Annotated in this window: 1 protein-coding gene (cut by both window edges); it reads right to left on the bottom strand. The window is 66.2% G+C overall.

All 26,032 nt of this window come from inside a single coding sequence — locus tag ACQP2U_RS36125, LacI family DNA-binding transcriptional regulator (protein ID WP_433711634.1), on the bottom strand. Of the gene's 100,644 coding nucleotides, 60,724 precede the window and 13,888 follow it; the stretch shown corresponds to coding positions 60,725-86,756 — codons 20,242 (partial) to 28,919 (partial); the first complete codon in reading order (the gene reads right to left) occupies positions 26,028-26,030. The start codon and the stop codon both lie outside this window.

Raw genomic sequence — 26,032 nt, forward strand, 5'->3', positions numbered from 1 at the left:
CCATCGCCCGAGCCCTGCGGTGCGCGCCCACCCGATGCGCCGGTCGCTTCCGGAGCCTCCGACTCCGTTGCCGGAATCTGTTGCTCCTCCGGCCGCTCATCGGCCGACGGCATGCCGAGCTCACTCGGCGGGATGTGAGCGGTGTCCGGCATCGCGACGGGCTGCGGCCGAGTTGCCTCGATTGCTGGGTCTTTCGACGATGGGCGTGGCCCGGGACGCGCCGACCCGCGACCACCGAAAGCACCGCTTTCCAAGTCATCCCCACCGACGGCATGCGTAACCGCGCCATCGACAACCATCTTCGACGCACGACGACCGAATCCACCGAACGGATCGGCCGCCGCGGTAGCGAGATCATCGAGACTCCCCACCCGCACCGGGCCGAACGCCGGCACGGCAGGCAGCGCACCCCGAATGGAACGATGCTGCTTACCCCCGCGCTCACTAGCGGCATCATCCCGCTCGACGCGGGGTGGACCGGTTGACGGCACCGGCGGATGCTCGGTCAACTCGACGGGACCATCCAGCACCCCGGACACCTGCGCTACCAGCCGCCGCGCCGCCGCAGCATCCAGCCCGCGACCGACGGTCACACCATTCCACCCCACATGCTCACCCCGAGGACCACGGTCAGCCTGCTCGACCGCATCGAACGGCACCTCCGCAGCCCCGTCCGCTTTCCGCACCGCCACATGCACTTCCACCGCGAGCGGCCCCACCTCCAGCAACCACTCCTCGATCTGTGTGCCACGCATCAACCCGCCAGCAGCAGGATCGAAGACCACAACCTCACCGGGCTGGATCCGCTCGTCCTGCGACCAACGGGAATGCTCCCCATTCAAATGCGCGGCAAACGCCACATCCACCTTCACCACCGCCACCGCATGCCCCAACGGGCCACCCCAATCGAGACCCACCGCAGCATGTCCCCCCACATCCCGCACCAGGTCGAGCACCGCCCCCAGCCCTTGCACACCCACACCGATCGCAGTCTCTCGCCACCCCATATCCAGGCCCCCCACGAATTCGACCTTGCCCATACCCAATTCGGCATCGAACCCAACCCCCACCCCGAGTACACCCCCGTCACCGTCCACCGCGGCCCGTCCGCCTTCGGCCCGCACCGGGTCGCCCGCAGCACGCCAAAGGAACCCCTGCACCAACGGACCACAATCCTTCGGCCCCTCCCCACGGCGATGCGCATGAACATCCGGCCGCACCGCCGCACCATCACCAGCGCCATCGGCCGGAACCGGCGGCAGGTTCTGCTCATGGGCTATACGAGTACGCATCGAGCGGTTCGACGAATACCCAAGCACCCGTGCTGCGGCTTCCACCTTCCGCTCGGTGAATCTGCTGTCCAGACGGGCGCCACGCAACCACCGGGACACCGTTGTCTGATCCACCCCCGCCAGCTCCGCCACATCCCGCTGCGACGGCCGCCGCAGTTCGCGCAACACCGACATTTCGGTCTCGTCGAATCTGTCGGCGAACTTCTTCGCCAATTTCCGGATGGCGCGGTTCTGCAGGTTTCGGGCCGCCACAGAACTGATCCTGAGCCGCCCCGCGATCTCATCGAACGACAGATCTTCATCGAACCGGAGCCGGATCACCGCCCGCATCTGTGCCGGCAACCCACGGACGAAGCCGCTCCATGTACGCCGATGCCGCTCCCGCACCGCCCACACCAAATCCACCAGTGCTTTCGCGCGCGCCGCCGGCTCTGCGGGCAGCCCGGTGCCGTCATCGGCCACTGGTTGCGACGCGACGAACTCCGGGCCGGGGGTCGTCTTCTCGGCGGCCGGCGGCTGATCGATGGCGTCGACGGACTCGCGCGGAATATCCGCGTCGAGAATGCCACTGATCGCCGCCGCCAACTGATGGACGGCATCCCGGTCCCGAGCTGAGACCGAGTCATCGGACACCCCCACCATCGCGGCGGCCTCGGCGGGCGTACGCGCCAAACCACATCGCGCCAGCAACCAGGACCGTGTCTGCTGATCGAGCTGGATCATCGCCCGCTCCAGCACCATCCCCTGCGCCAACGACAGCTGTTGTTTCGCCGTCGCAGTCGGCGCCGCAGTCCAGGTGAGCTCTTGCAGTCGTGCCCGGAACCAATTGAACCCGACTCGCCCGCCCGCCGACGCATGCTCGGACGGGATGCGATAGCCGAGCCGATCGGCCGCATCGAGCACCTCGAATGCCTTGGGTATTTTCAGCTCTGTCAAGGAAACCCCGCGCAGCAGACGGGAAACCACGGTGCGACTGAGCCCGGTTTCCCGCGCTATCGCCGTATACGTCGGTTGCTTATCAGCCGGCGCGCCAACGGTTTCCGCGCTGGGCACCGCAGGGGACGAATCCTGCGGGCGGGCACCCATGGGGATATCGCGCATCTGCCGCTCACCATCGGCCGGCGCGGGGTTCGATGGCAGCGGCGCGACCAACTCCAGCTGGTCCACACCGGTCTGCTCCAACAGCGCCTCGAGACGATCCAGCACCGCGGTCAGCCGGGTCAGCAGCTGCGCTTGGCGGCGCAGGTCTGGTCTGCTGTCCCGCTCGCGCAGGTCGAAGGGCCGCATGGTGGCCTGCTCCAGATCGTCGAGCGGGACACCGATTTCGGTCGCCAGCGCCAGCCGGGCGGCGGCCACCCGCGCGGCATGCGTCGCGATCGCCTGCCGCACCGGCACAACCGGGTTCTCGTGGCCCGGCGGGTTGTACATGCCGAGATCGAGCATCAGTTCGTTGCGCTCGGCCTCCAGGCGCTGGACCTCGGCAGTCATGTCGGCATCGAGGTCTTCTGGCCGGGCACCGAGGCGCACGCCCTCCAGCGCCCGCGGCACGAACGACGGCACCTGCCCCGGTTCCAACGGATGTTCGGCCACCCCAGCCTCGTTCACGAAGATCGCGAACACCTGATCGATCACCGAGCAACGCCCTACCCAGTCATAGAACGAGATCTCGCGGCCGTCTTCCTCGACCACGACATCGCCGTATTCATTCCGTTTCACCGCCACCGCATGTCCGAAACCGGTGACCTCGGTCAACCCCTGGAAGGTCACCCCCATGAGCACGGCCCCACCGTGCTCGGCTACGTGCTCGTGTATCGCGTGCACCGTCAAGGGTTCCTCATGCCAGCCCGCGCGCATCTTCATCGCGCCGTCTCGCGGATCCGTCCCGGCGAGCCCGGCATCGAACCCCGCCAGCTCGGCCGGCGGCGCCACACCCACCGCTCGCCAGACCGCCACGCCGGCATCGACGAAACAATTCTTCGGCGCGGTCCCGTCCAGATGGACGACCATCTCAGCATCCGGCCGGTCGCGCCAGCCGTCGTCATTACGTGGTCCGACGCGAGAATCCTCTTGAACGGCCCGAGCGACTTCCAGCAGCGCGGTGTCCAGTTCGCCGCCGCGACGGTGTGTCTCGTCGGCCGGGCGCAGTTCCTCGACGCGGGCGTCGAGTTCGCGGACATACCCTTCGAGCCGCTCGAAGTGTCGGGCCCAGTGTTCGCGGTTCTCGGCGGCCTGCGCCATCGTGTCCAAAATCCGGGTTATTCGATCACCCTCATGGCTCTCGCGGCGACCGCGTAACCGTCTGAGCACGCCGGACCGTCCTCGGGCACTCAACCGACGTATCTGGTCGAGCGCGTCGGGGCCGGTGCCCAACCGTCCCTCGTCCTGGGGCCGCTCCGCGAGGTAGGCATGGCGACGCTCGAGGAGGGTCAGCTCCTCCCGCTGGTACGCCGAATACACCTGATGCAAGGTGTATTCCAGATCTTCCAGTATCCGGACCCTGGCATTGCTGCGTTGATGGTCACGGCCCTCGGCGATTTTCGCGTCGATTGCACGCAACCGCGTCCACACCTCCAGCGCGGTGTGATCGCCTCGCTCCCGCAGCGTGGCACCGAGGGCGGCCAGCTGGTTCGGCGTCCACGCCGCCGGGTCATCGGATATCAGCGCGGCCAATTCCGCGACGGCCTTCCCGCGCCTGCGATGCAGCCGCGCCAACCTGTCGTAGCTCAGACGTTTCGGGTCGATCGCGGACACGTCGGAGTCCGCTGCCACCGCGTCGGCGAGATCACCGTACCCGTTGTCCCGCAGCACAAACCGCGCGAAGTGGCTGATTACCTCGATTACCTGAACGCGTTCTTCGGCAGCCCACCAGAACCGATCGCCGCGCAGGTGGTCTATGCGCGTCACCACGTCCCCAGGCATCCACCGCGCGTCCTTGACCACGCGATACTCGGTTACCCCATAGCGCTCCATGAGTGCGGCCAGGCTGTGTCGGCCGGTGATATCGAGCAGATCCTGGCTGTCCGGGATATGGACGGCGCTGTGCACTGGCCCCCACGTCCCGTCGCGCTGCGGCTCGCCGATGACCACGATGTCCCAGCCGGTCATGTTGTGCAACGCGGAGGAGAACCGGTGGCAGAGCGCCTGTCCGAACACCACTTCGACGTTTCGGTCGATGTCATTCGCGGTGAAGCGGTACGTCGCACCACGGAAATCGGATATGGACAACCGGAACTCGGTATGTCCGTCGAAATCGAGCGTCAACGGGGCACGGCGCCAGTTCTCCCCGGCACCGTCGGATGGAGCCAGCGACTCACGCAGCCGACGTAGCTCGGTGCCCAATCGGTGCGGCGACGGCGGCCCCGCGCGGGACTCGGCACGATCGTCCGGCCTGCCACCGATCGGCACCGCCGGGGCGGAGTCGCCGAGCACCTCGCTGCGGTCGCGTCCTTCGTCGAACCGCACCTCGGGGCGACCATCGATGCCGATGACGATGCCGTGCACCGCAGTGATATTCCAGCTGCCCCGCTCGTAAAGCCAAGTGCGGTAACCGCTCTCACTGGACCAGGTCTTTTTCCTTCCGTTGATCTTCTCGGTGATCACCACCCCACCGTCGGCGGTGCGCTCGATCGCGAAGGCGTGCGCACCCGCATCCCCGAATACCATCGCGCCTGCGATAAACCCGACTTCCCCGTCGCGCACCATCCGCAGCGCCGTACGCAGACCATCGACACCGGAGCCGAAACCGCCCTCATGCCAATCGGCGCCCAGTGCCCGCGCCAGCTCGTCTTCCCGGACACCGTTGGCTTTGACCCCCGGACTGTCCACGAGCGCAGGCGCATTCGGCACAATGCCGGCCACTCTCTGCATGAAATCCCTACCTGCGGTGGCCACCGCCGGGGCGCAGTTCATCAGGCCGCGCAGCTTCTTCGGAAGTCCCTTGACTGCCGGGCGCTGATAGGGGATCACGCTCTCGGTGGCAGCGGCGCCCGTTCGGCGTTGAATCGCTCGCTGCGGCTTCCGGTCGGCGGGGTCGGTGTCCAGCAGTTCGGCCACCAAGCCGACCCCACGCTGCCGCAGTTTCGCGACCGTCCTGACCTCGCCACCCAGCTCGCCGGCAATCTCGGCATCCGACCAGCCCAGCAGGAAAAGCTTGATCGCCTCCGCCGTGTCCGGGGACAAGAGCGCCAGGCAGTGCAGGAAATCATCGGGATCGTCGGCCAAAGCTTCGATGACTCGCGGGCCAGCCGCGCCACGGGGTCTCCACACCCAGACACCAGCAAGGTTTTCGGCGAATTGTGCCCCGACCTTCGCCTGGAGATCTTCGACCCGGTCTGTCGTGATCCCCAGGTCCGCGGCGGTCTCGGCAACCGATCGCCCGTCGAAAATGCGCCGTTCGATGACCTTGCTGCGCATGTCGAAATCCAGCACCCGCATGCCATCCCGCAGCCGGCGCGGGTCGATCCGGCCCAGCGACTCGACCATCCGCCACGCCTCGTCGGCGCTGACCCAGCCGAGCTTCGGCTCGGCGCCGAACAGCTCGACCGCTCGACGGGTGGCGTGCGCACGCAATGCGTCCAGGATCCCGGCAGTCTCGCCGAGCCCTGATCCGGCACCGGACGCAGCCGGATCCGGCTGGAGCTGTCCGAGTGAAGTAACAGGCGTCGGTGCGACGCCCTTCGCTGCGCCCGCGAGGTTCGCGAGTGGGTAGCTGCCGGTCGGTTCCTGCCCAGGAGTCAACGGTCGCAATGGCTTGCGATGCGCATCGAACACGATGCCGTGCAGCGCGCCCTTCGGCTGCCGCCATTCAACGAACGGCACATCGATAACCTGGTGGCCCTTGCGTTCGTGCACCCACACCCGGCCATCGTCACGCCGGTACAGCATGAACGCGTGCGCGCCGAACGGTTCGTGCGCGACAGCACCCATGACGAACTTGCCCTCGGCAGCCAACGCACGCATCTGCTCCAGGGATTCGAAGGGCTCTTCTGCCCAATCGGCCCCCAACAGCTTCGCGAATTCGACCGGGCTCAGACCTGCCAACCGGATCTGCTCGTCGAACAGCGACGGGATATTCCCGGCCAACTCGACACCGAGCAGCCGCGCGAAGTGCAGGATCTCGAGCGCGCAAATCTTCGGGATGTCGTCGGACCGATGCGACAGCTGCGCTCGGCTCGGCTCGGCCGCACCATCACCTACGCTCGGAACCGCCCGCGTCGACCCACCACGCTCGGCCTGTCGAACCGGACCGGGCATTGGGCGGGCACCCATATCGGGTTCCGGCTCGGCCAACAGCTCCGTCAGCTGAGCAAAAGCCTGATCCAACCGCTGGTTGTACCGGAGTTCGACATCGGCGGTGTCCATCACCAGCCGCTCGAACGCCACCGCCTCGAGCTGGTCCGCGGCGGCACGCAACCGGGCGAACCGATCCTCCCAAGCGACGTATTGTTCAGCGGCCGTGCGCAACCGGTCCAGCTGTGCCACCCGCGACCGCCAGTTTTCACCTTCGCCGACGACCTCACCGATGCGCGCGACCAACCGCGCCGGGTCGATCGGATCGGTGACGGTGCCCAGATACTCCACTTCGGCGGGGAAATCCGCGATGCACTCGGTACGGATCGTGAAATAACGCCGCTTGGCCGCCAATCGCTGCCGATGGCTGCTGCGCAGATTGTGTTCCAGCGCATCGAGCTGCGCGGCCCGCTGTGCCGCGATCGGATCCGCACGCAGTTGCGCCCGCAACCCCACCAGCATGTCGCCGAGCCGCGGCCGGGATGCCGCCGACCCGGCCTTCGCGGTCCGCGTGAGATCGGCGAGCAGATTGTCGAACAGGTTGTTCAACTGGTGGCGCGTGACGAGTTTCGCTTCGTCCGTGGGAGCCAGGGCGACCGCGAGATCCGCCGCGAACAGCTGGCCGGCGAGCTGATCGAGGGTGGCTGCCGCCGAAGCGAAGTGCACGAAGGCATCCCGGGTGTCGATCCGCTCATGCCTACGCGTCGCGGCGTCACGCAGCACCAGTTCCACGCCGACGAGTTGCGTGAGGCGGGCGTCGGCTCGCTGGATGGTGGCGAAGGCCAGCGTCGCCTCGAACAAGTTCAGGAAGACGACATCATCATGGATGTCATCGGTCGGCCGGGAACGGATCGACTGGTCCAAATCCTGCCACACGCGCCGAGCGATCATCGGGTCGGCGAATACGTCTACCGACATTCCGTGACGCGCGGCGACCGCCGGCATCAGCTCGCGGAATCGCTGTTCCCAGTCCGCACGCACCAGCGAGCCCGGCGCCAAAAGCTCATCCAGGCTGGTGTTCGCGTCGTCGGCCAGTTCCCGCAACACAGCCTTCGCTTGGGCACGGCGCTCAACTTGCTGGAAAGCCAGCGTCACCAACAACTTTCCGAGATCGGGCTCTTGTTCCCGCGGGTCGTTCGCCTCATGTGTGTTGATCACGACCTGCGGCCGCCGCGCGGACCGATACCGCGGCTCCAGCAACCCGGTGACGCGCTCGACAAACGCCGCAAGATCCGGCCCCCGCCACACCAGTGTCGCCACCGCCGCATCGTCGTCGGGCGACCGCAGCTCGGCAACCGACGCGTTGTGCCGGTCGTGGCCGCGTATCAGACTCTCCCGCAGCGAGATCGGGTTCGTGCGCCCGACGGTCGCATGGACCTCTATCCGCCGCGCGGTATCGAGGTCACCGAGCACAACCTCCGCGCTGCCGCCCCACCCCAGCGACAGCGCACGCGGCTCCAGGGAATTCCCCACCTCGCTGGAAAGCCAGCGCAGCAGCACCCGCAGCTGCCACAACTCCTGTCGCCGTTGCTCCCGCAACTCGCCCGGCTGCGCCGGCACCGCACGCTCGAGCTGCGCCAACTGCGCCAACTGCGCCAACTGCGCCAACTGCGCCTCGAACGGATACAGCAACGGATCCTCGAGCTGCGGATCACCGTCGAACTGGGTTCGCATCTCGGGCGTTTCGCACGCCTCGAGCACGATGTCCACCCCGGCATCGTGACCGACGAGCAGCATCCGTGCCCGACTACCGGTGAGCGCCTCCCTGGCCGCGTTCATCGATGCCACCCGATCCACCAGGTTCCGGGCATCCACCGCCGTCCGGATTCGCTGCGTCTCGCTGTCGGGTCGTGCCGAGGCAAGCTGGTCGCTCATGTCGTTGTCGAGCAGCATCACCAATACCACCCGTTTGGACGGCTCCTGCTGCTTCTGCTGCTCGAGGTGGTAGGCGACCTGGGACATCAGGTCTTCCAAGCCGAGGATGCCCGGCACCGGCCCAGGCAGATACCAGATCACCGTGTCCGCCGTTGCCACGATGTCGGCGGCATCGCTGTCTGCCTCGGTGTCCCCGATGGCCACCAACAGTTGCGTCCGTCCCCCGTCCGGCACCATGACGCCGTCGGGACCGTGATCCGGAAGGTACCGGGCCGACAACAACTGGGTCCGCAGGCCGAGTTCCGCGATCTGGTGGCCCACCGTCTCGAGCGTCTCGGCGGCCCGTTCCAACTGGTGCAGCCGCGACTGCCGCGACTCGTCGAACCTGCTGTTCCTGCGCTGCTGCTCGATCTGTTCCTGCAAGTCCGCTCGCGCCCAAGTGTCCACGGCCGCCGCGGGCAGCGCACACATCACCTCACCCAGTTCCGGGAACCAAGAGAGCAACTCAGCCGGTGCTACACCCAACTCGCCTGCCCGGCTGAGAATTTCGGCCACGATGCCGCCCCGCCGCCGGGATACCGTGACGATCTCGTCCGGCTCGCCCTGGGAGGACAATGCCGCCGCCAGCGACGACGCCCCGGCCCGATGGACGATGTCCTGCACGGGCGCGACGAGATCGGGAACGGTGGACTCGAGTTCTCCCCAGGTGACCGTGCCCGCACCGTCCGCGGTGCGCTCCACCCCGGCCCAGCTACGGCTCGTCCCGATATTGGGCACCGGCTGCAACACTCGGCTGTTGTTGTGCAGCTCGATCCGCAATCTGCCGGCGACCGCGCGCAGCACCAGGGTGAGGTCACCGTAGTGCTCCGGGTCTTCCGATCTGGTCTGGTAAATCACGCCGTGGGCCAGCTCACGCACCCGGTCGCCGATCTGGCCGACCGACCATCCGACCCAACCCACCAGCTGTTCTTCCAGCCAAGGCTGAACGCTCGACAGATCGGGCTCGGCTACCGACTGCCTCGGGTTCCAGTCCAACTCGGCGCCGAGTTCACCACCAAAGGTCACCATCGGGTTCAGTTCCCCGACAGACAATTCCACCGCCAACTCGGACGCGTTCGCGAAGCTCCAGGGTTGTCCGGCAGGCGCGGCAACGTTCTCGGTCGGGACTTGCTCATTGCCGGGCGCCCAGCGATTCCTGTCGTTCAGCATCCGCTGAGTGATCCGCTCGTGCAGCATCCGCACCACCGGCGCAACGCTCTCGGGATGTGGACCGAAATCGACTTCCCGATATCGAAGCAGCGTCGGATAACCGCGATCCCAGTCCCACTCGCCCGTTTCGTCCGAGACTATTTCCAGGATCACCCGACCGGACGCACCCTCCGCCGAGTGCAGGGTCAATTCGACCGCGAGCCCCTTCTCACCCGCTGCGCCGATCCCTCGCAGCGATGCGACTTCCACCCGAAAAGCATTGCCTGCCACCGTGCCCGGACCGGTGAACAGCCAATCCGCGGACCGGCCCCGGTCGGAATCGTGTATCAGTAGCTCGGCAGGGACTTTTCGAGGCTGGGACAACCATAGGATGCCCTCGTTAATCCCCGCAGGACCCATATCCTCCGGCCGGGCACCGAGGCGCACGCCCTCCAGCGCCCGCGGCACGAACGACGGCACCTGCCCGGGAGCCAGCGGATGTTCAGCCACCCCATCTTCGTCCACGAAGATCGCGAACACCTGATCGATCGCCCCACGACGCCGCACCCACTCCTGGAACCAGACCTCATGGCCGTCCTCCACCACCACGACGCTGCCGTATTCGTTCCGCTTCACCGCCACCGCATGCCCGAAACCAGTGACCTCGGTCAACCCCGAAAACGTCACCCCCATCAGCACAGCCCCACCGTGATCACGAACATGCGCATGGACCGCGTCCAAAGTCAGCGGTTCCTCATGCCAGCCCGCCCGCATTTTCATCGCGCCGTCTCGCGGGTCCGTCCCGGCAAGCCCCGCATCGAACCCGGCCAACTCGGCAGGCGGCTCCTTACCCACCGCTTGCCACACCGCCGCCCCGGCATCGACGAAACAATTCTTCGACGCCATACCTTCGAGATGGACCACCATCTCGGCATCCTGGCCGTCGCGCTCGACGCGCGGGGGCGCGGCGACAGCGTGGTCGTTGTCGATGAACCGGGTGGCCGCCAATAGCGCGGCGTCCAGTTCACCATCCGGCAGCCGCTCGGTCGCGAGCAGGCCACGGTCGCGGATGTGGGTCTCGAACCGCGTCAACTTCCGGAGCCAGTTCTCGCGCCTCCCGATGGCCTCAGCCATCGGAGCCAAGAAGTCGGCAGGTTGGCTACGGAAGGCCTGGCCCTCCAGGAAGTCGAGAACCCGTCCGATTACCATCCGCCGCGATCGAGCGCGCCCCCGGTCGTGGCGGGCCTGCAACTCACGTATCTGGTCGAGCGCATCCGGGCCGGTTCCCAACCGCTTCTCGTCGCGCGGACGCTTCGCGAGGTAGGCGTCGCGATACTCGCGGGCGAATTCGTCCGTGCTCTGATACTGCGAATACACATGGCGGAAAGCGGACTCCAGGTTCTCGACCAGCCGGGCCCGGGCCTGGTCCAGCCGGCTCGGCTCGACCGCTGGCAGGTTTGGCGTCACCGCATCGGCCAGATCGCCGTACCCGTTGTCCCGCAACACGAACCGCGCGAAATGACTGATGGCTTCGACAACCTGAACGGGTTCTTCAGCGGCCCACCAGAACCGATTGCCTCGCAGGCGTGCGCCGTCGGTAATCACCTCGTCGAGCATCGACTGCGCGTCGGACACCACGCGGAAATCCTCTGCGCCGTAACGCTCTTTGAGCACAGTCAGACTGTTGCGCCCCGTGATATCGAGCAGCTCGTCACTGTCCGGGATCGCCACAGCACTGTGCTTGGGAACCCAACTGCCGTCGGACAACGGCCCGCCGAGGACCACGATGGGCCAACCGGTCATGTTGTGCAGCGCGGAGGAGAACCGGTGGCAATACCCGTGCGCGAAAGCCAATGTGACGTCCCGGCCGACAATATTCGCGGTGGCGCGATACGTCCGGTCTCCGCGCGAACCGCGCAGGCGCAGCCGGAACTCGGTCTGCCCGTCGAAATCGAGCGTCAACGGAGCACGACGCCAATTCTCCTCGGGTGGGGCGGGCGGGACCAGGGAGTCACGCAGCCGACGCAGTACCTCGCCGGATCGCGGCGACGGCGCGCCGCCACCGGCTATGTCCGGTGCGGCGTTCGCACCGGCGTTCCACTCCAGACCGTCTTCTCGATGGTGGAACTCTTTGCCGACCCCGTCGCGTTCGGCATCGGAATCTCCGGGGGAGGCCGACGACGGGCGCGCATCATCAGGATTGCGCCCGAAGTCCCTATCCGACGGCAACAGCGGCAACTTCTGCTCGCCCCGCCCCTCGACAACCTGACCGTCCTCGTCGACGATCGCCGCCCACACCCCGATCGGTTCCGGACGGCCTTCGATCCGCTGCTCCTCGACCCACTCCTCGAAGTCTGTCTCCACCCCACCCGCGCGGACCACGACAACCCGACCATCACCCTTGTGCACCAAAAACACCGCGTGCCCCATACCGGTGTCGTCGTACACCTCGAACAGCACGGCCGCGGCCTTCTCACCACGACCGGCCAGCTCATCAACAACTGCGGCCCGACCGGCAAACCCAGCCGGCCTATGCCCCAACGCGGCAGCGATCCGACCACCGGAGACACCCCCCAGCCCCACCGAACCCAACTCGGACCAATTCACCAACCCAGGACCGTGCAGCTCATCCAACGCCTCGAACGCCACCGGCACACAGTCATTCACATGATCGACATCACCGTGCGGCAGCGAACGGATCGGTGCAATGCCGGAATCCGCCGACGCAGGGCCACCGATATCGGGGCCGGGGAACGGCCCTCGATTACCCCCGCCTCCTCCCGAATCATCGTCTCCCTCATCGAAATACAACGCCAGGTTGCCGCGGTCGGTGTCGGCGGTGACATCGAGTTGCCGGGAGCCGGGCGGCCCCGACAGCTCCATGGTCACTACGCCGGTGCCCCCGTCGAGGCGGCCCGTGGGGCGAGGGCCGATGCCGGACATCCGCTTGATGACGGTGATGAACGCACGGGTGACCTGACCTGGATCGGTCCAGCCGGTCATCAGTTCGGGCACCAGCTGTTGCGCCACCAAGACCCGAGCGGGCTGTTCGCGGTGCAGGTGTGCTCGCACCACCACCACGCCATCGGCGATCTCGACGTCCACCAGTTTGCGGCCGGCACCGTCGCGCACCTGGATACGGTGACCGGCACCGAGACGCTCCACCGGCCAGAGCGCCGCGCTATTGTGCGCCAAGGATTTTTCCAGCACCGCGGTGACCGCGGCCCGGCGGTCGGGGCCGAGATCCGGTACCTCGGCAAGCTGTTCGGCGATCCGGGTCGCCGAGGACTTCGGCTCCGGCACGGCGGGGTGGGCCCGCTCGTCGAGCTGTCGGGCATGTGCTTCGCAATCACGCAACCGATCGACAGCCCGGACGATCGGGTCCACTGCCAGGAACTGTTCACACAGCGCGACCGTCCGGTCAGCGAACAGGAACCGCCTCGGATCATCCGGCGGCAACGGGGACTGCTGTTGCTGCTGTGCCTGGCCCAACAGGTTGTATGCCTGGTCCGCGGTTACCTGTCCCGGTTCGATGTCCAGGAATTCCGCCAGTTCGGCCCGAACCGTGTTCCGCTGCCGAGTCAGCTCGACCATCAGTGTGGTGCCCGGTCGCGCCCGCATCGGATCGTATGACCTCTCGAAGGCGAGCAGATCACAAGTTGCCCGCTGACGATCAGCTTCCACATAGGCGTCGATGGCGGCGTCCAGTAGATCGACCTGTGCGTCCCAGTGGTGATAGGTATCGATCGAGGCGACCAATGCCCGGCTCAACGGATCGGTAGCTCGCCGCAACAGTTCCAGCTCACCGGAAACCGGCCCCAGTTCGGCCAGTTCGTTATCGGTCAACTCGATCAGTTCGGCGCGTGCCCGCTCTCGGTGTTCCAGGGCCGCGCTCCGCTCCCGGCCCAGCTCGGTCAGCCGCCCCCGCACATCGAGTTCGGTCCGCGCCTCGGCCGCGGAATCCGCGCCGACGGCGAGGTCAAGGTCGTCCTGGAATGCCTCGGCCAACACCCGGTCGAACACGCTGGCGTCGACCGATGCGGTACCGCGGGATTCGGCCCAGGCCTGGTCATAGAAGTCGGCGTAGGTGCCACCGGCCAGGCGTGGCCCGACACGATAGAGCAACGGTTGCACGGCGGCGACGCCTGCCTGCCACGCGAGTCGATATTCAGCCTCTGCCGGGGTACGACCGTGCCCGACCCCGTCGAGAACATGACGGTATGCCGCGGTGTAGACCAGTTCGATGGCGTCGGGCGGCTCGGTGTCGTAGCCGGCCTCCCGCAGTTGCCGCATCGCCTCGGCACGCGCGGCTTGCGTTTGCGCTTCCTCCTCGAGTCGTACCCGCAGATATTCCGTACCGTCCGGGTCTTGCGCATGGTCCGGATTCGTCAGATCACGAACAGGGTTGCTGTCAGGGTTCAGCTCATGCCAGACATCCATGGCACCTGCGAACATCGCGGCGGCAAGTTCGACATCGGACTTGCCGGCATCGAGCACCAGGACTTTTCGGGACGGATACAACCGGTCGTCGGCATGTGCCTCCAACTGCACGTGAATACCGTTGTCTCGCAGCAACGTATCGGCCCACGCACCGTTCTCGATATCGAGTAGCATCTGCCGAGCGCGGCGCATGCGCCGCGCCGACGCCTGTTCGGCCAAATCCAGCCAGGGAATCTCAGGGACGTGCTGTTGGGGCCGGGCTTCTGGATTCTCGAGACGGTCCGTTCGCACCGTTGCGTTCCAGTCGCTGGTGGCGGATAGATACTCACAGTCCAGACCTTCCAGGCCCGGCAATTCGGGATGAGCTGCGATCGCGGCGGCACGCAATCGGACATGATCCCCGTCACCGGCCACGACGACCAGGCGCGGGCGGCTACCGCGGATTACCGCGACGTGAGCGGTCAGCATCGTGCCGGGCTCACGATGCAATATCGCGGTCAGCACGTCGCTCGCGACCACCGAATCCACCTCGGCATGGCGGTCGGTCGCATCCCGAGCCGCGGCCGCCCGCCATGCGATCAAATCACGGAGCAGCAGTGCGGCATGTTCCCGGCGACGAGTATCGGCATTCGACAGCGGGGCGGATGCAGTCGGCCGCTGACGCTCGAGTTCCCGCTCGAGTGCGCGGTCCACCGCGGCGAGATCCCGATCGGCAGCAGTTCTCGCCAGCACCGACCGCCGGATTTCCATCGCCTTCTCCGGCGTAGTCGGCGTGTACACAGTTTGTTGCTGAGCCTCGCGACGAGCACCGAGCCATTCCCGCCGCGCCTGTCGGACATAGTTTCTCGGCTTGCCGTCCTTATCGGGTGAGCCGAAGAACTCTTCCAAGGCGTGGACACCGGCTCGATACCCGACAGTCGCCAGTTCGGAAAGAGTTGAATCTGTTTGTGCCTGCTGGGCATCGGCGACAGCCGCCCTATATGCCTCGGCGAAGACGGTGAATTCCTTCACATTGTCGGGCACATCATAGCCACGCGAGTGTAATGCCATGGCCACCAACGCTTCTTCGGCAAACGCCCTGGCTTCATAGCGCAGAGCCGCGTGGACATACTCACCGCGCAACATCGTGGCCGCGTCCGCCCAGGGGCTGTCTTCGAAGTCCCGCGCATGCCGATTCTCGTGAATCAGCCCCAGTGTCTGGACGACGAGATCCACACCTAGCGTCTCGATGGTGTTGGTCAGCGTCTCGGGATCAAAGGAGGCATGACGCTTCGCCGACCATCTCGGAACATGCTGAACTTTGACGATTCGCGACAACCGCGCCAGCCATTCCGATCCGGCCCCGGCCAGCATCGACAATGCCTGGTCGCCGATCGTGTCCTGGGACAAACCGACGGCGAATTCGAGATCGGCAGCGTCGGCCTGCGTGCCAGGCAAATCCAGCGGGTTCCCCGCACGATCGAATCCGACCGCCCACACCCCCTGCAAATCCGCCAACGCCCCCGCACCCATCACATCCTCGAACCGACCGAACACCCCCCTGCCCGGATCCTCGATATGAATCTCACCGTCGCGCACCACCAACCGGAACGCGTGCCCAGCCACACCATGCTCATCGGCCTTGTCGAAACCGTCGAACACCAGCACCGACGCACCCTCACGCATCGACTCCGGCAAACCCAGCAACGCATCCACAACACCCCGATGCGGACGAACCGGATCAACCTCGAACCGCCGAACATGCGCGGGATCCGCCCCCGCAATGCGCACGATGTCCTTGACCACCATGCCACCCAGACCGAGCTCCTCGGCACTCGGAATCAGTTCCGGAGCAACCCAATCCAGCAACTCCAACACCAGCCGCCCACACTGGTTCGCAACATGCCCCGCCTCCCGCGCGCCCGTCGAACCCTCCGGTGCGGCATGAGCAACCACACCATCATCAACGGGAACCGCCTGCCGGGCACCGGCGCTCATCGGCTTCGGCGACGGGACTGGATCGGCCATCGGAACCCGCTGGGGCGCAACCGTGTCCCCAACACCGGCCCGTTCCGCCATGGGCCAGCCGCCACTCATCGTGCCCCGGGCCCGTCGCGACGGCCGGTAGCCGAGCCGGTCGATGGCAGCCGTGACCGCGGGCGAGTCGATGCTGCCGCGATAGGCGCGCCGAGCGGTACCGACGGATACCCCGGCGAGGTTCGCCACGTCGGCTATCGTGACGGGCCGTACCGTGTCCAGGATCGTGTACTTGTCGCGATCCTCACCGGGAAGCAGCTCGGCGACAAGCACTTCCGCCAGTTTGACAACGGCACGGGCCCGCAGCCGGGCAGCCGCGTTCGTGGTCTTGCCGAGCGCGGCGGCGACTTCTCCCGATGACAAACCATCGGCGAATCGCAGTTCCAGATAACGCTTCTCGTCGTCGGTGAACCGCTCCGGGTCGAGATCGCGGACGAGCTCCTCGAGCTCGGTCGCGGCGTAACGCTGGGCCGCCTCGATCCGCTCGGTCGCCTCGGCGGGGGTGGGTGGCTTGAAGCCGGTGATCTCCTCGGCGAGGTGGCGGATTGCTGACTTGTACAGCTGAGCGAGACCCTGTTCGGTGCGCTCCAATTCGGCCAGCGCGACCACCATCTGCGCACGGGATTCCTCCCTGATGATCCGCGAACGGATACACATCTGCTCATCGGCCGGCAGTTGCCGTAGCGCACGCCGGAACGCCTTCCGATCGTCATGCCAGGTCAGCTTGACGAATTCCAACGCCCGGCCACCCACGTGCGCGGATCGAGGGGCCGTGCTGTTGACGATATCGCTCACATCGATCACACCGACCAGGTACCTACTGGGTACCGTGCCGGGTGCAGTGCGGAAATTCGAATGCATGTTCAGTTCCGAGAACGGAACATCCATGACTATCGCTATCGAGCCCGGACCGTAGAAGCGGGGGTCGCGATTACCGTCGAAGCGTACATCTTCGGCTCTTTCGAAAATGTGTGCCGACCCATTCAATGCGCCGCGCTGTGCATAACGGAATCCGTTGTCGATTATTCCGGGAACGGCAGAGGGGTTTTTTGTTATATGAACGACTCGGCCATAGCCCTCGGGTAGATCGGGCAGCGCATCCAGAGCAGTCGCATATTGGTTGAGTTCGCCCGGCTCGAGTGCCCTGTTCGCAGGCATGGGCGGCTTTGGAGTCGACATCGGGTGTGTCGCCGAATCGAGGGGGTTGACCAGTCGCGCCGTGACCTCGGGCGGTGCGACCGGCACGATGACGCCCGGATCGGAATCATCGAAGCCGACCCACTCGTCGTCGATTGGTTCGGCTGTCGTTGAATCCGACGGAACGTTCGTCTCGCCGTGGCCACCGTCGCGTGCCGCACCCAGGTTCCCGGCCGGACCACGTCCAGCCTGAACCTTCGCACTCTCGAACTCATCGATGGCCTTGCCCTCGGCATCGAGACCCGCCACATAGATTTTGGCGGAACCGATCCAGCCGGAGTTCACCCAGCGCCGCACCGCCCTACCACGCAGCAAACCGCCGGCGGCATTGTCGAAGACAACCACCTCACCGGGCACGACATCGTTTTGGCCACGCAGCTCGGGAGGCAAAGCGTTCAACTTCTCGGCGAAAGCCTCATCGACCCGGGCCACTGCAAATGCGTGACCGAGTCCGTCACCCGCCGGGTCGATACCACCGACCAGAACACCACCGCGCAGACGAACACGCTCGACCATGGCGGCCAAACCATCTGTGCCCGTGTCGAAATGCTGTTCGCCCCAACCGATATTCATGCCCTCGACAAGCTCGACCTTGCCGATACCCGCCAGCGCGATCGCCTCGTCGTTCACATCCTTCGGACGCATCAGCGCACCCACGTCACCCGGTGCGGCATCGCGAACGAAACACTGCACCAACGGACCACAGTTGAACGGCCCGGCTTCGGTTTCGCCCGGCTCATGCCCAATGTCGGTCAACCACCGGCCGAAACGGTCACCATCCGACTGCGGCACAACCGATGCCTCGGTGGAAGCATCCCGGCTCGCCACCGGCGTGGTCGCTGCGCCGTCCGCGACCGTCGGCTCTGCGGGCAGCAACGGCCCCAGCGTGAGCACGGCGCGGTACTGCAAGGCAGTGAATGCCGCCGCGTCCAGTCCGAGTGCCGCCGCCGCTTCATCCGGTTCCAAACCCAGCTTGAACCGCTTCTCGAGGTACTCCAGCTGCCGTGGTGGCAGCTCTCGCCGAGCGAGCCGCCAAATCCGCTTCCAGTTCGTATCCCAGGCTTTTTCGAGCGCGGCCAACGCTTTTCGCGATTGCGGAACCGGACTCGCCGGACGAGTCTCTGTGCCGGTATGGACTATCTCGGCTGCTTCACCTGCGGCGCTTTCGTGCCGGGCCAGCACCGCCGCCACGCGACCGACAGCACGTTTCTGTAGCGACGAAATGTCCATGCCCGGGGGCAACCGCCGCGCGATCTGCCACAGCTCCAGCCGCTCGGGCCCAAACCTCAGCATCATGAACTGCTTTTGATACTCGGACCTCAGCCCTTCGACGGCACTCCACACCGCCTGTGCCGATTCCTCGTCACCAGCGAGTGCCTCGGCGACTGCATCCAATGCCGGACTACTCCACGCCACAGGCGGCGTGCCGCCGGTGAGCGCCTCCGCCACCAAGCGAATAGCGCGCTTGTATGTGGAGGCGAGATCGTCGACCTCAGGCATCAGGGGCGCGATCTGGGGCATCGTGGGTTCGGTCTGCCCCGGCTCCAGCACGAACTGCCCCGGCTCCGGAGCGAACTTCAGCGTCAACAGACGCTTCTGGTTCTCGGAATTCAATTCACCGACGGCCTGCCAGAACGCCGCAACCGACGCCGCATCACCACTCAGGGCGGCTCGGACCACGTCCATTGCCGGACCATCCGGACTCGAAGCCTCCTTGCCACCTCCGGTGAGCCTGTCCGCCACAGCCTGCAGAGCGCGGAACTGCAGCGAAGTGATATCCCTGACCTCGGGCATCACCGCTGCGATCTGCGTGAGCGTAGGTTCTGTCTGTCCCGGCTCCAGCACGAACTGCCCCGGCTCTGGAGCGAACTTCAGCTTCAACAAACGCTTCTGGTTCTCGGAATTCAATTCACCGACGGCCTGCCAGAACGCCTCGACCGACTCCGCGTCACCACGCAAAGCAGCACGGACCACATCCCCTGCAAGGCTGTCGTGTCCTGCGTGCTCACCGGTATCCATGTCCGGCTCACCTTCGGCAAGCCTGTCTGCCACATGCCGTGCAGCGCGCGTCAGCAACGACCGGAGATCCTTGACCTCGGGCATCACCGCTGCGATCTGTGTCAGCGTGGGTTCTGTCTGCCCCGGCTCGAGATCGAACTGCCCCGGCTCCGGAGCGAATTTCAAACGCAGCAGCCGTTTCTCGTTCTCCGCCGTCAACCGGCCGACCGCACTCCAGAACTCCCGCACCGACTCCGCGTCACCGCCGAGGGCAGTCCTGACAGCCGCCACCGGGGGACCGACGGGCGTCACGTAATTCTCACGGCCGGTGAGCATTGCCGCCACGTGATGAAGTGCACGAACCCGCAGCGCCCGGATATTCTTCGCCCTGACCAGCTGGTCGACGATGTCGTGACGGATGGGTCCCCGCTGCCCCGCGTAGGTCAGCTTCATCAACCGCTTCTGGTCCTCGGTTGGCAACCGATCGACCGCACTCCAGAACTCCCGCACCGACTCCGCATCGCCGGCCAGCGCTGCCTCGACCACTTCTTCAGCCGACTTGCCGATATACGTCTGCGATCGCAACGCGGCCAATACGCCGCCCGGAACTGGTTGTGCAGCAGCACTTTCGGCTTTCTCGCTGCGTTCCGCAGTCCGCTTCGACACCTTGCCCGAATCACGGCCGGCGTCACTATCGGAGCCCTTGCCGGTGACGTTGCCGACGCGGGGGCGACGCGGCCGATCGGTGCGCGGAGCCGGAGCCGCTTCCTGCTGTTCCCAGGTGGTCTCGAGCGGGCGGACCGGATCGCCGTTCGTGTCGAGTTCGATGATGTGGCTGTAGGCCACCAGACCGTCCGCGTGGTCGGGAACGAACTCACCGACCGTATCGCCGCTGCGGTCGAACTTCAGCAATTCGCCATGGTGGTTGACCACGAAGTAGGCGTTTGCGCGGTGTTCGGACTCGCCGAGGTAGGTGTCGATCACCAACATGCCGCGGCGGTGGTTGCTTTCGCGCTGCGTCGCAGTCGGTGTCTGTCCGGGTTCGACGCCGAACAGCGTGGCGGCGATGGCCTCGTGGCCTGCGACTCCCGTTCCGATGGGGTCGGCGTGTCCGCCGGCCAGCCAGGACAGCGCGGCGCCGGGGGTGCCTTCCTCGTCGATGACGACCGTCGGCATGGTGACCACTCGCCGGCCGTTACGCACATCGTGGTAGTAGTCGTTGACCGCCTGCCCGGCCAGCGGCGCGCACAAGCCATCCTGCGGTGGTGGCTCCGCCGGCCCGGCGGTGGGTCCGGTGGTCGACAGGCCGTGTTCGCGAAGGTCGCGGGCGAGTTTTATCCGAGCCGCTTGCCGATCTGCCGTCGCCCGCATACGCTGCGCGCCTCGCTCGTCGGCCCGATTGACATCGATGAAGTAGCTCGCCGCGGCGCGCAGCTCCTCGTAGTCGGATTCCAGGATACCGGCCGGATAGTCGTCGATCGTCTGCTCCGGTTGCGCCACATACGATTCGACAATCTCCGGCACGTCCTCGGGTTGAGCCGCGAACACCCGGCGGACCACGGCGGTGAGCGCATCGACCTGCTGCTCGCGTTCGATATCGCGTTGCAGCCGACCGCGCCAATCGGACTCGGGCGTCGCGTGTTCGCCGGTGCCGTCGGTGGGGCCACTTCCGGACCGTATCGGGCTCCACGTCATTCCGGTGAGGCCCCCGCCCCGCCACATCGTGGCAGAGCTGTTGCCGAGTGACGAGCCCGCCACTCCGCCGCCGATACCGGCCCCGAAGGCACCGCCTATCCCGTCGAAGCCGGAGGACGGCAGCGTATCGATACCCTGCCCACCGAACAGCACCGGCGGGGCCGTCACGAAAATTGTCTTCGTCAGCGCGTGGAGGAGCCGCTTCTCCAGTTCGGCACGCTCACGCTGCAGTCGCATCAGCTCCAACGCCAGACCCTGCAGTCGGCTGGGATCGCCCCTGCCTACGGCATCGATGAGTTCCTGCTGCAGTTCGGCGCGGGTATTCCCGCTCTCGCGTAGCAGCGCGGCAAGTGCGCCGAGGTTCGTACGCTCGGTCCGCAGCCGGGACAATCGCTCTTGGGCCTGCTCCAACCGGATGACCGCCGCCGCCCGCTGCGCACCCGTCTCGGCATGGGAACGATGCAGCGCGGCGAGCCGACGCGCGGCGAGCCGTTCCGCTGAATGTGCCTCTGCCAAAGCATCTGCCAGCAGGTCGAGCACGCCGGATTGGAATGTGGCCGTTGCATTCTCGGCGACGAACTCGGAGGCGATGCGACGCAGTCCGTCCAGGGCGGCCAATTCCCGCAGGGCGTCGATGGCCGGCGAACTGCCCGCGGGTCCGAGCTCTATCGCCTGATTCCGGACCCACTCCGGTGTCAGATCCTCCTCGGTGACATCGCTGAGCAAACCGGCCAGCCGTGCCGCCAGCGCTGCTCGGCGAGCATGCAGTTGTCGAAGCTGCGCACGATCGAACTCATCCGGGCGCACACCGAATCGGGCGCCATACCGAGTAAGGAACTCGCGCAGGCTGTCTCGCCGATCCGTCGTCAGCAACCGCAAGGCGATCAGCTCCGCGCCCAGCCCGCCCCAGCCGGCCGTGGGTTCTTTCGGTGCCGGTCGCGCGAACAGTTGCCGCGCCATGGCAGAGTCCAGCTCGAGTTCGCGATCACGCAACTGCAGTCGCTGTGCGTCGATGGCGTCGATCGCGTTCTTCGCCTCGCGCAGCCGCTCGAATTCCACCGCCAACGGCTCCAACTCGAGCACACGGAGCAGATCGTCACCGAGCAACACCGCAACCTGCGCAACCGCCGGGGCATCCAGATCCACACCCGGCAGCGCATCCGCGAGTTGCATCCCGGCCATCGCGAACCGGTCACCCACAACCTGCTCGACCACCGCATCCGGATGCAATTCCCCAGGCTCCCAACCACAATCGGGAACACCGAGCACCTGCTGCGGCAACAGCGGTGCGTCCTGGACCAGGTGGCGCTCGGCGGCAAGCCGGGAAAACTCGCGGGCCTGAGCTGCCAGCGATCGGAACTCCTCGGCACGTTCGCTGTCCCGGTATGTCTCGAGCAGCAGCGCATCCAGCCGGTCGATGAGCGTGATCCGGAAGTGCAGCCGATCGGCCTCGCGCACCAGCTTCAGCTGCTCGGACCGCCTGTCGAACACCCGCCTGGAGTAGGCCGTCAGCTCGGTCGGATGCCCCCGCTCCGGCAACAATGCGAACGCTCGTTCCGCCCCGGCCCCATCGGTCACCGTCCCCGGGGGCCATCCGCCCATTTGTTCCAACGCCCGGTAGACGACGGAAAGCTGCTGCTGCACCTTCTCGGCGGTGTGCGCTTCCGGAGCCAGATCCGCTGTGCCGAAACCATATTCGGTCAGCAGTTGAGCATGGATCTGCTCCAGGCGCAGTTCGTCGGCGCGGCGCGTAGCGTCGAGGGCTTCGGGCAGCTCCGGGCCGACCGGCTCATCGCCATCCCCCGGCCGCTGCGGGGGACCGTCCCCGCTTTCGCCGTCATCGCCCCGACCGCCCGAGTCGGCATCGCGGTGGTTATCGCCGTCTCCGAGGACACCGTCGAAGCCTTCGGAGTTCGCGCGGTCGTCGCCCTCGGGTACACCCCGGTCCGCCCTATCCGAGGCATTCGCCACCGGCAGATCCAGCTGCACGACTGTGCCGTACCGATCGATCGCGATCAACTCACGCAGCCCCGCGATCGGCCTGCGGCTCAACTCCTGCGCCAGCTGCCCAATGCCGGCACCCGCCTCGATCAGGTCGACCACGACCCGAGCGGCCTTCTTGCCCACCACTGTGTGCTCGAGCCACGAACGCAATGCCCGAACCCCCGGCACCGGCGGCGCCGCATGCGCGAATTCCCGACCATCGAGACGCAGATCTGCTGCGGTATCGCCTCGTTCGCCACGGCCCGACTCGACCCGGAAACCCGTCCGGGCCAACACTATTGCGGAAGCATGCTGAGCCGCAGTGAGGTCCCCGGCCAAACCGGCCGTATCTGCCGGTGCAGTAAGCGCACTGGCAACTAGGCCACGAACCCGGCCCTTCGGCGCCCCACGAGCAATGACCTCGGCACGATCACGACCTTCGACGAATACCCCGCCGGCGCCGGGCTCCTTCCCCACGACGATCCCGAGCACTCTGCCGACCCCGACGGCCCGCTCGGCCAGCCACGCCCGGACTTCCGTTTCGCCGACCCAGCGCCGGACCTGCCCACCGACCTTCTCGAACACCTCGACCTGGCCATCGGCACGCATCTTCACGGCGAACGCATGCCCACCCGCATCACCGAATTCCATGACACCGGCCACCGCACGACGCTTACTCGGATCCACCCGAGCCGCCGGATCATCGACAACCCGCAACACCTCGAGCAGCCCGCCGACACCGGACCCGAAACCATTGTCTTTCCACTCGCGTCCGACCCCACGCGCGATCGCTTCCTCCAACACCCCCCGCGCGTCGATCTCAGGCGAATCAGCCAGACCCGGCCCACGCGCTACGCCGATCTCGTCCTGGAAGTCATTGATGAATCCGACCATCGCCGGCGCGCAATTGAACGGCCCATCCCGCAAAACATCCGGAACCTCGAACACAGCTGTCTCACCAACAACCGGCGGACCATCAACGCGAGGCTCGAGACCGACCGGGTGCGACGGCTTCGGGTCCGGCAGCTGTCGCGGGGCAGTCGTCAGCGCGACGGTTTGCGCCAAGGCCGCATCCAGCCGCCTATGCAGCTCGGCACGCATGTTGTGGAGACGGCCCAGCCCGGGATCCGCATCCAGCCGTCTACGTGCCTCGATATGATCCTCGTTGGCAAAATCGCTCTCGATCAAGACGTCTTCGATCTTGATACCCAGATATTTCCCGGTCTCGAGCAGCGCACTCGCGAGGTCACCGAGCTTCTTGCGCTCAGCCCGTAACCGCGCCAACCTCTCTTCCGCCTGCCGCAACCGGATGATCGCGGCTGCCATCTGCCCAGCTGGCTCAGCGGACTGTGAACGACCCAGGGTGGCCAGCCGATACGCCGAATTTCGTTGCTCCGCATGCGCTTCCTCGAGCGCATTCTCCAGCTTGTCGAACACCTCGGCGCGGAACCCGGCGGCTTTGTTCTCATCGATGAATTCGGCAGCGTCGCGCAATATCACATCGAGCTGGACCAAATGCCGAATAGCGTCGAACACCGGGGAGCTACCCAGCTCAGGCCCCAGCTGCTTCGCCATTTCGTCGACCCGCGTGGACGTCAAATCCTGCGCGGTGACATTGCTGAGCAACCCCGCGAGCCGTTCCGCCAGCGCAGCGCGGCGATTACGCAACTGCTTCAACTGCTCATTGTCGAATTCGCCCGGGTCTACTCCGAATTGGGCACCATCACCAACGAGATACTCGCGCTCGGCGTCCAGTTCAGCCGTCGTTCGCAGCCGCAACGCGATGAGCTCCACACCCAGCCCGATCCGTGCGGCCGGCAAGCCATGCGATTCCGGCACCATGCTCGCCATGGAATCGTCCAACCGGCGGGCAGCATCACGCAATCGGTCGGCCTGTGCTTCGATGGCGTCGATCGCGTTCTTCGCCTCGCGCAGCCGCTCGAATTCCACCGCCAGCGGCTCCAACTCGAGCACACGGAGCAGATCGTCACCGAGCAACACCGCAACCTGCGCAACCGTCGGGGCATCCAGATCCACCCCGGGCAGCGCATCCGCAAGCTGCATACCCGCCATCGCGAACCGGTCACCCACAACCTGCTCGACCACCGCATCCGGATGCAATTGCCCAGGCTCCCAACCACAATCGGGAACACCGAGCACCTGCTGCGGCAACAGCGGCAGGTTGCGTGCCTCGCTCAATTCGGCAGCGAAACCGCCGAGCTCGGCGACCTGGGCTGTCAGCGATCGGAACTCCTCGCCACGCTCACTGTCCGAGTATGTCTCGAGCAGCTGCGCGTCCAACCGGTCGATCATCGTGATCCGAGCATGCAGAACATCGACTTGTGCGATCCGCCCGTACCGATCACTCAACGCCTGCCCGAGCGTTTCCCGCACTCCCGGCGGAAGGTGTTCCGGCAGCAGGGTGAGAGCCCGCTGCACCCCGGCGTCATCGGTCACCGTTCCGGGGGGCTGACTGCTCTTTTCCTCCATCTCCCGATAGAAGTCGGACAGCTTCGTCGGCAATTTTTCCGGGGTCAGATCCTCGGTGCGATAACCGTGTTCGATCACCAGTTCGGCAAGTACCTGCTGCAGGCGCAGTTCGTCCGCGGATCGGATGGCAGCCAGGGCAACCGGCAGCTGCGGGCCGGCCGGCTCGTCGCCGAATTCCGGCGGCAAGGGTGGTCCGTCGCCACCGTCGTCGCCGCGGCCGCGCCCACCCGACTCGGCGTTGCCCTGATCATCGCTGTCGATGTGATCGGAGTCCTTGCGCTCGTGCGCATCTGGAGCGGATCCATTTCCGTCCGACGCATCCGATACATCGAGTCGATCCAGCTGCACGACAGTGCCGTAGCGGTCGATCACCACCAGCTCGCGCAACCCCGCGATCGGCCGGTGGTTCAACTCCCGCGCGAGCTCCTGAACACCGGCACCGGCATCGACGAGGTCGACCACGATCCGATCGGCTTGCCGACCTGTGACCAGATGCTCGAGCCATGAGCGCAGCGGCCGGACACCGGATACCGGCGGCACGGCGTGTGCGAACTCCCGGCCGTCGAGGC

The sequence above is a fragment of the Nocardia sp. CA-084685 genome, from assembly GCF_050955785.1.
Taxonomy (GTDB): Bacteria; Actinomycetota; Actinomycetes; order Mycobacteriales; family Mycobacteriaceae; genus Nocardia.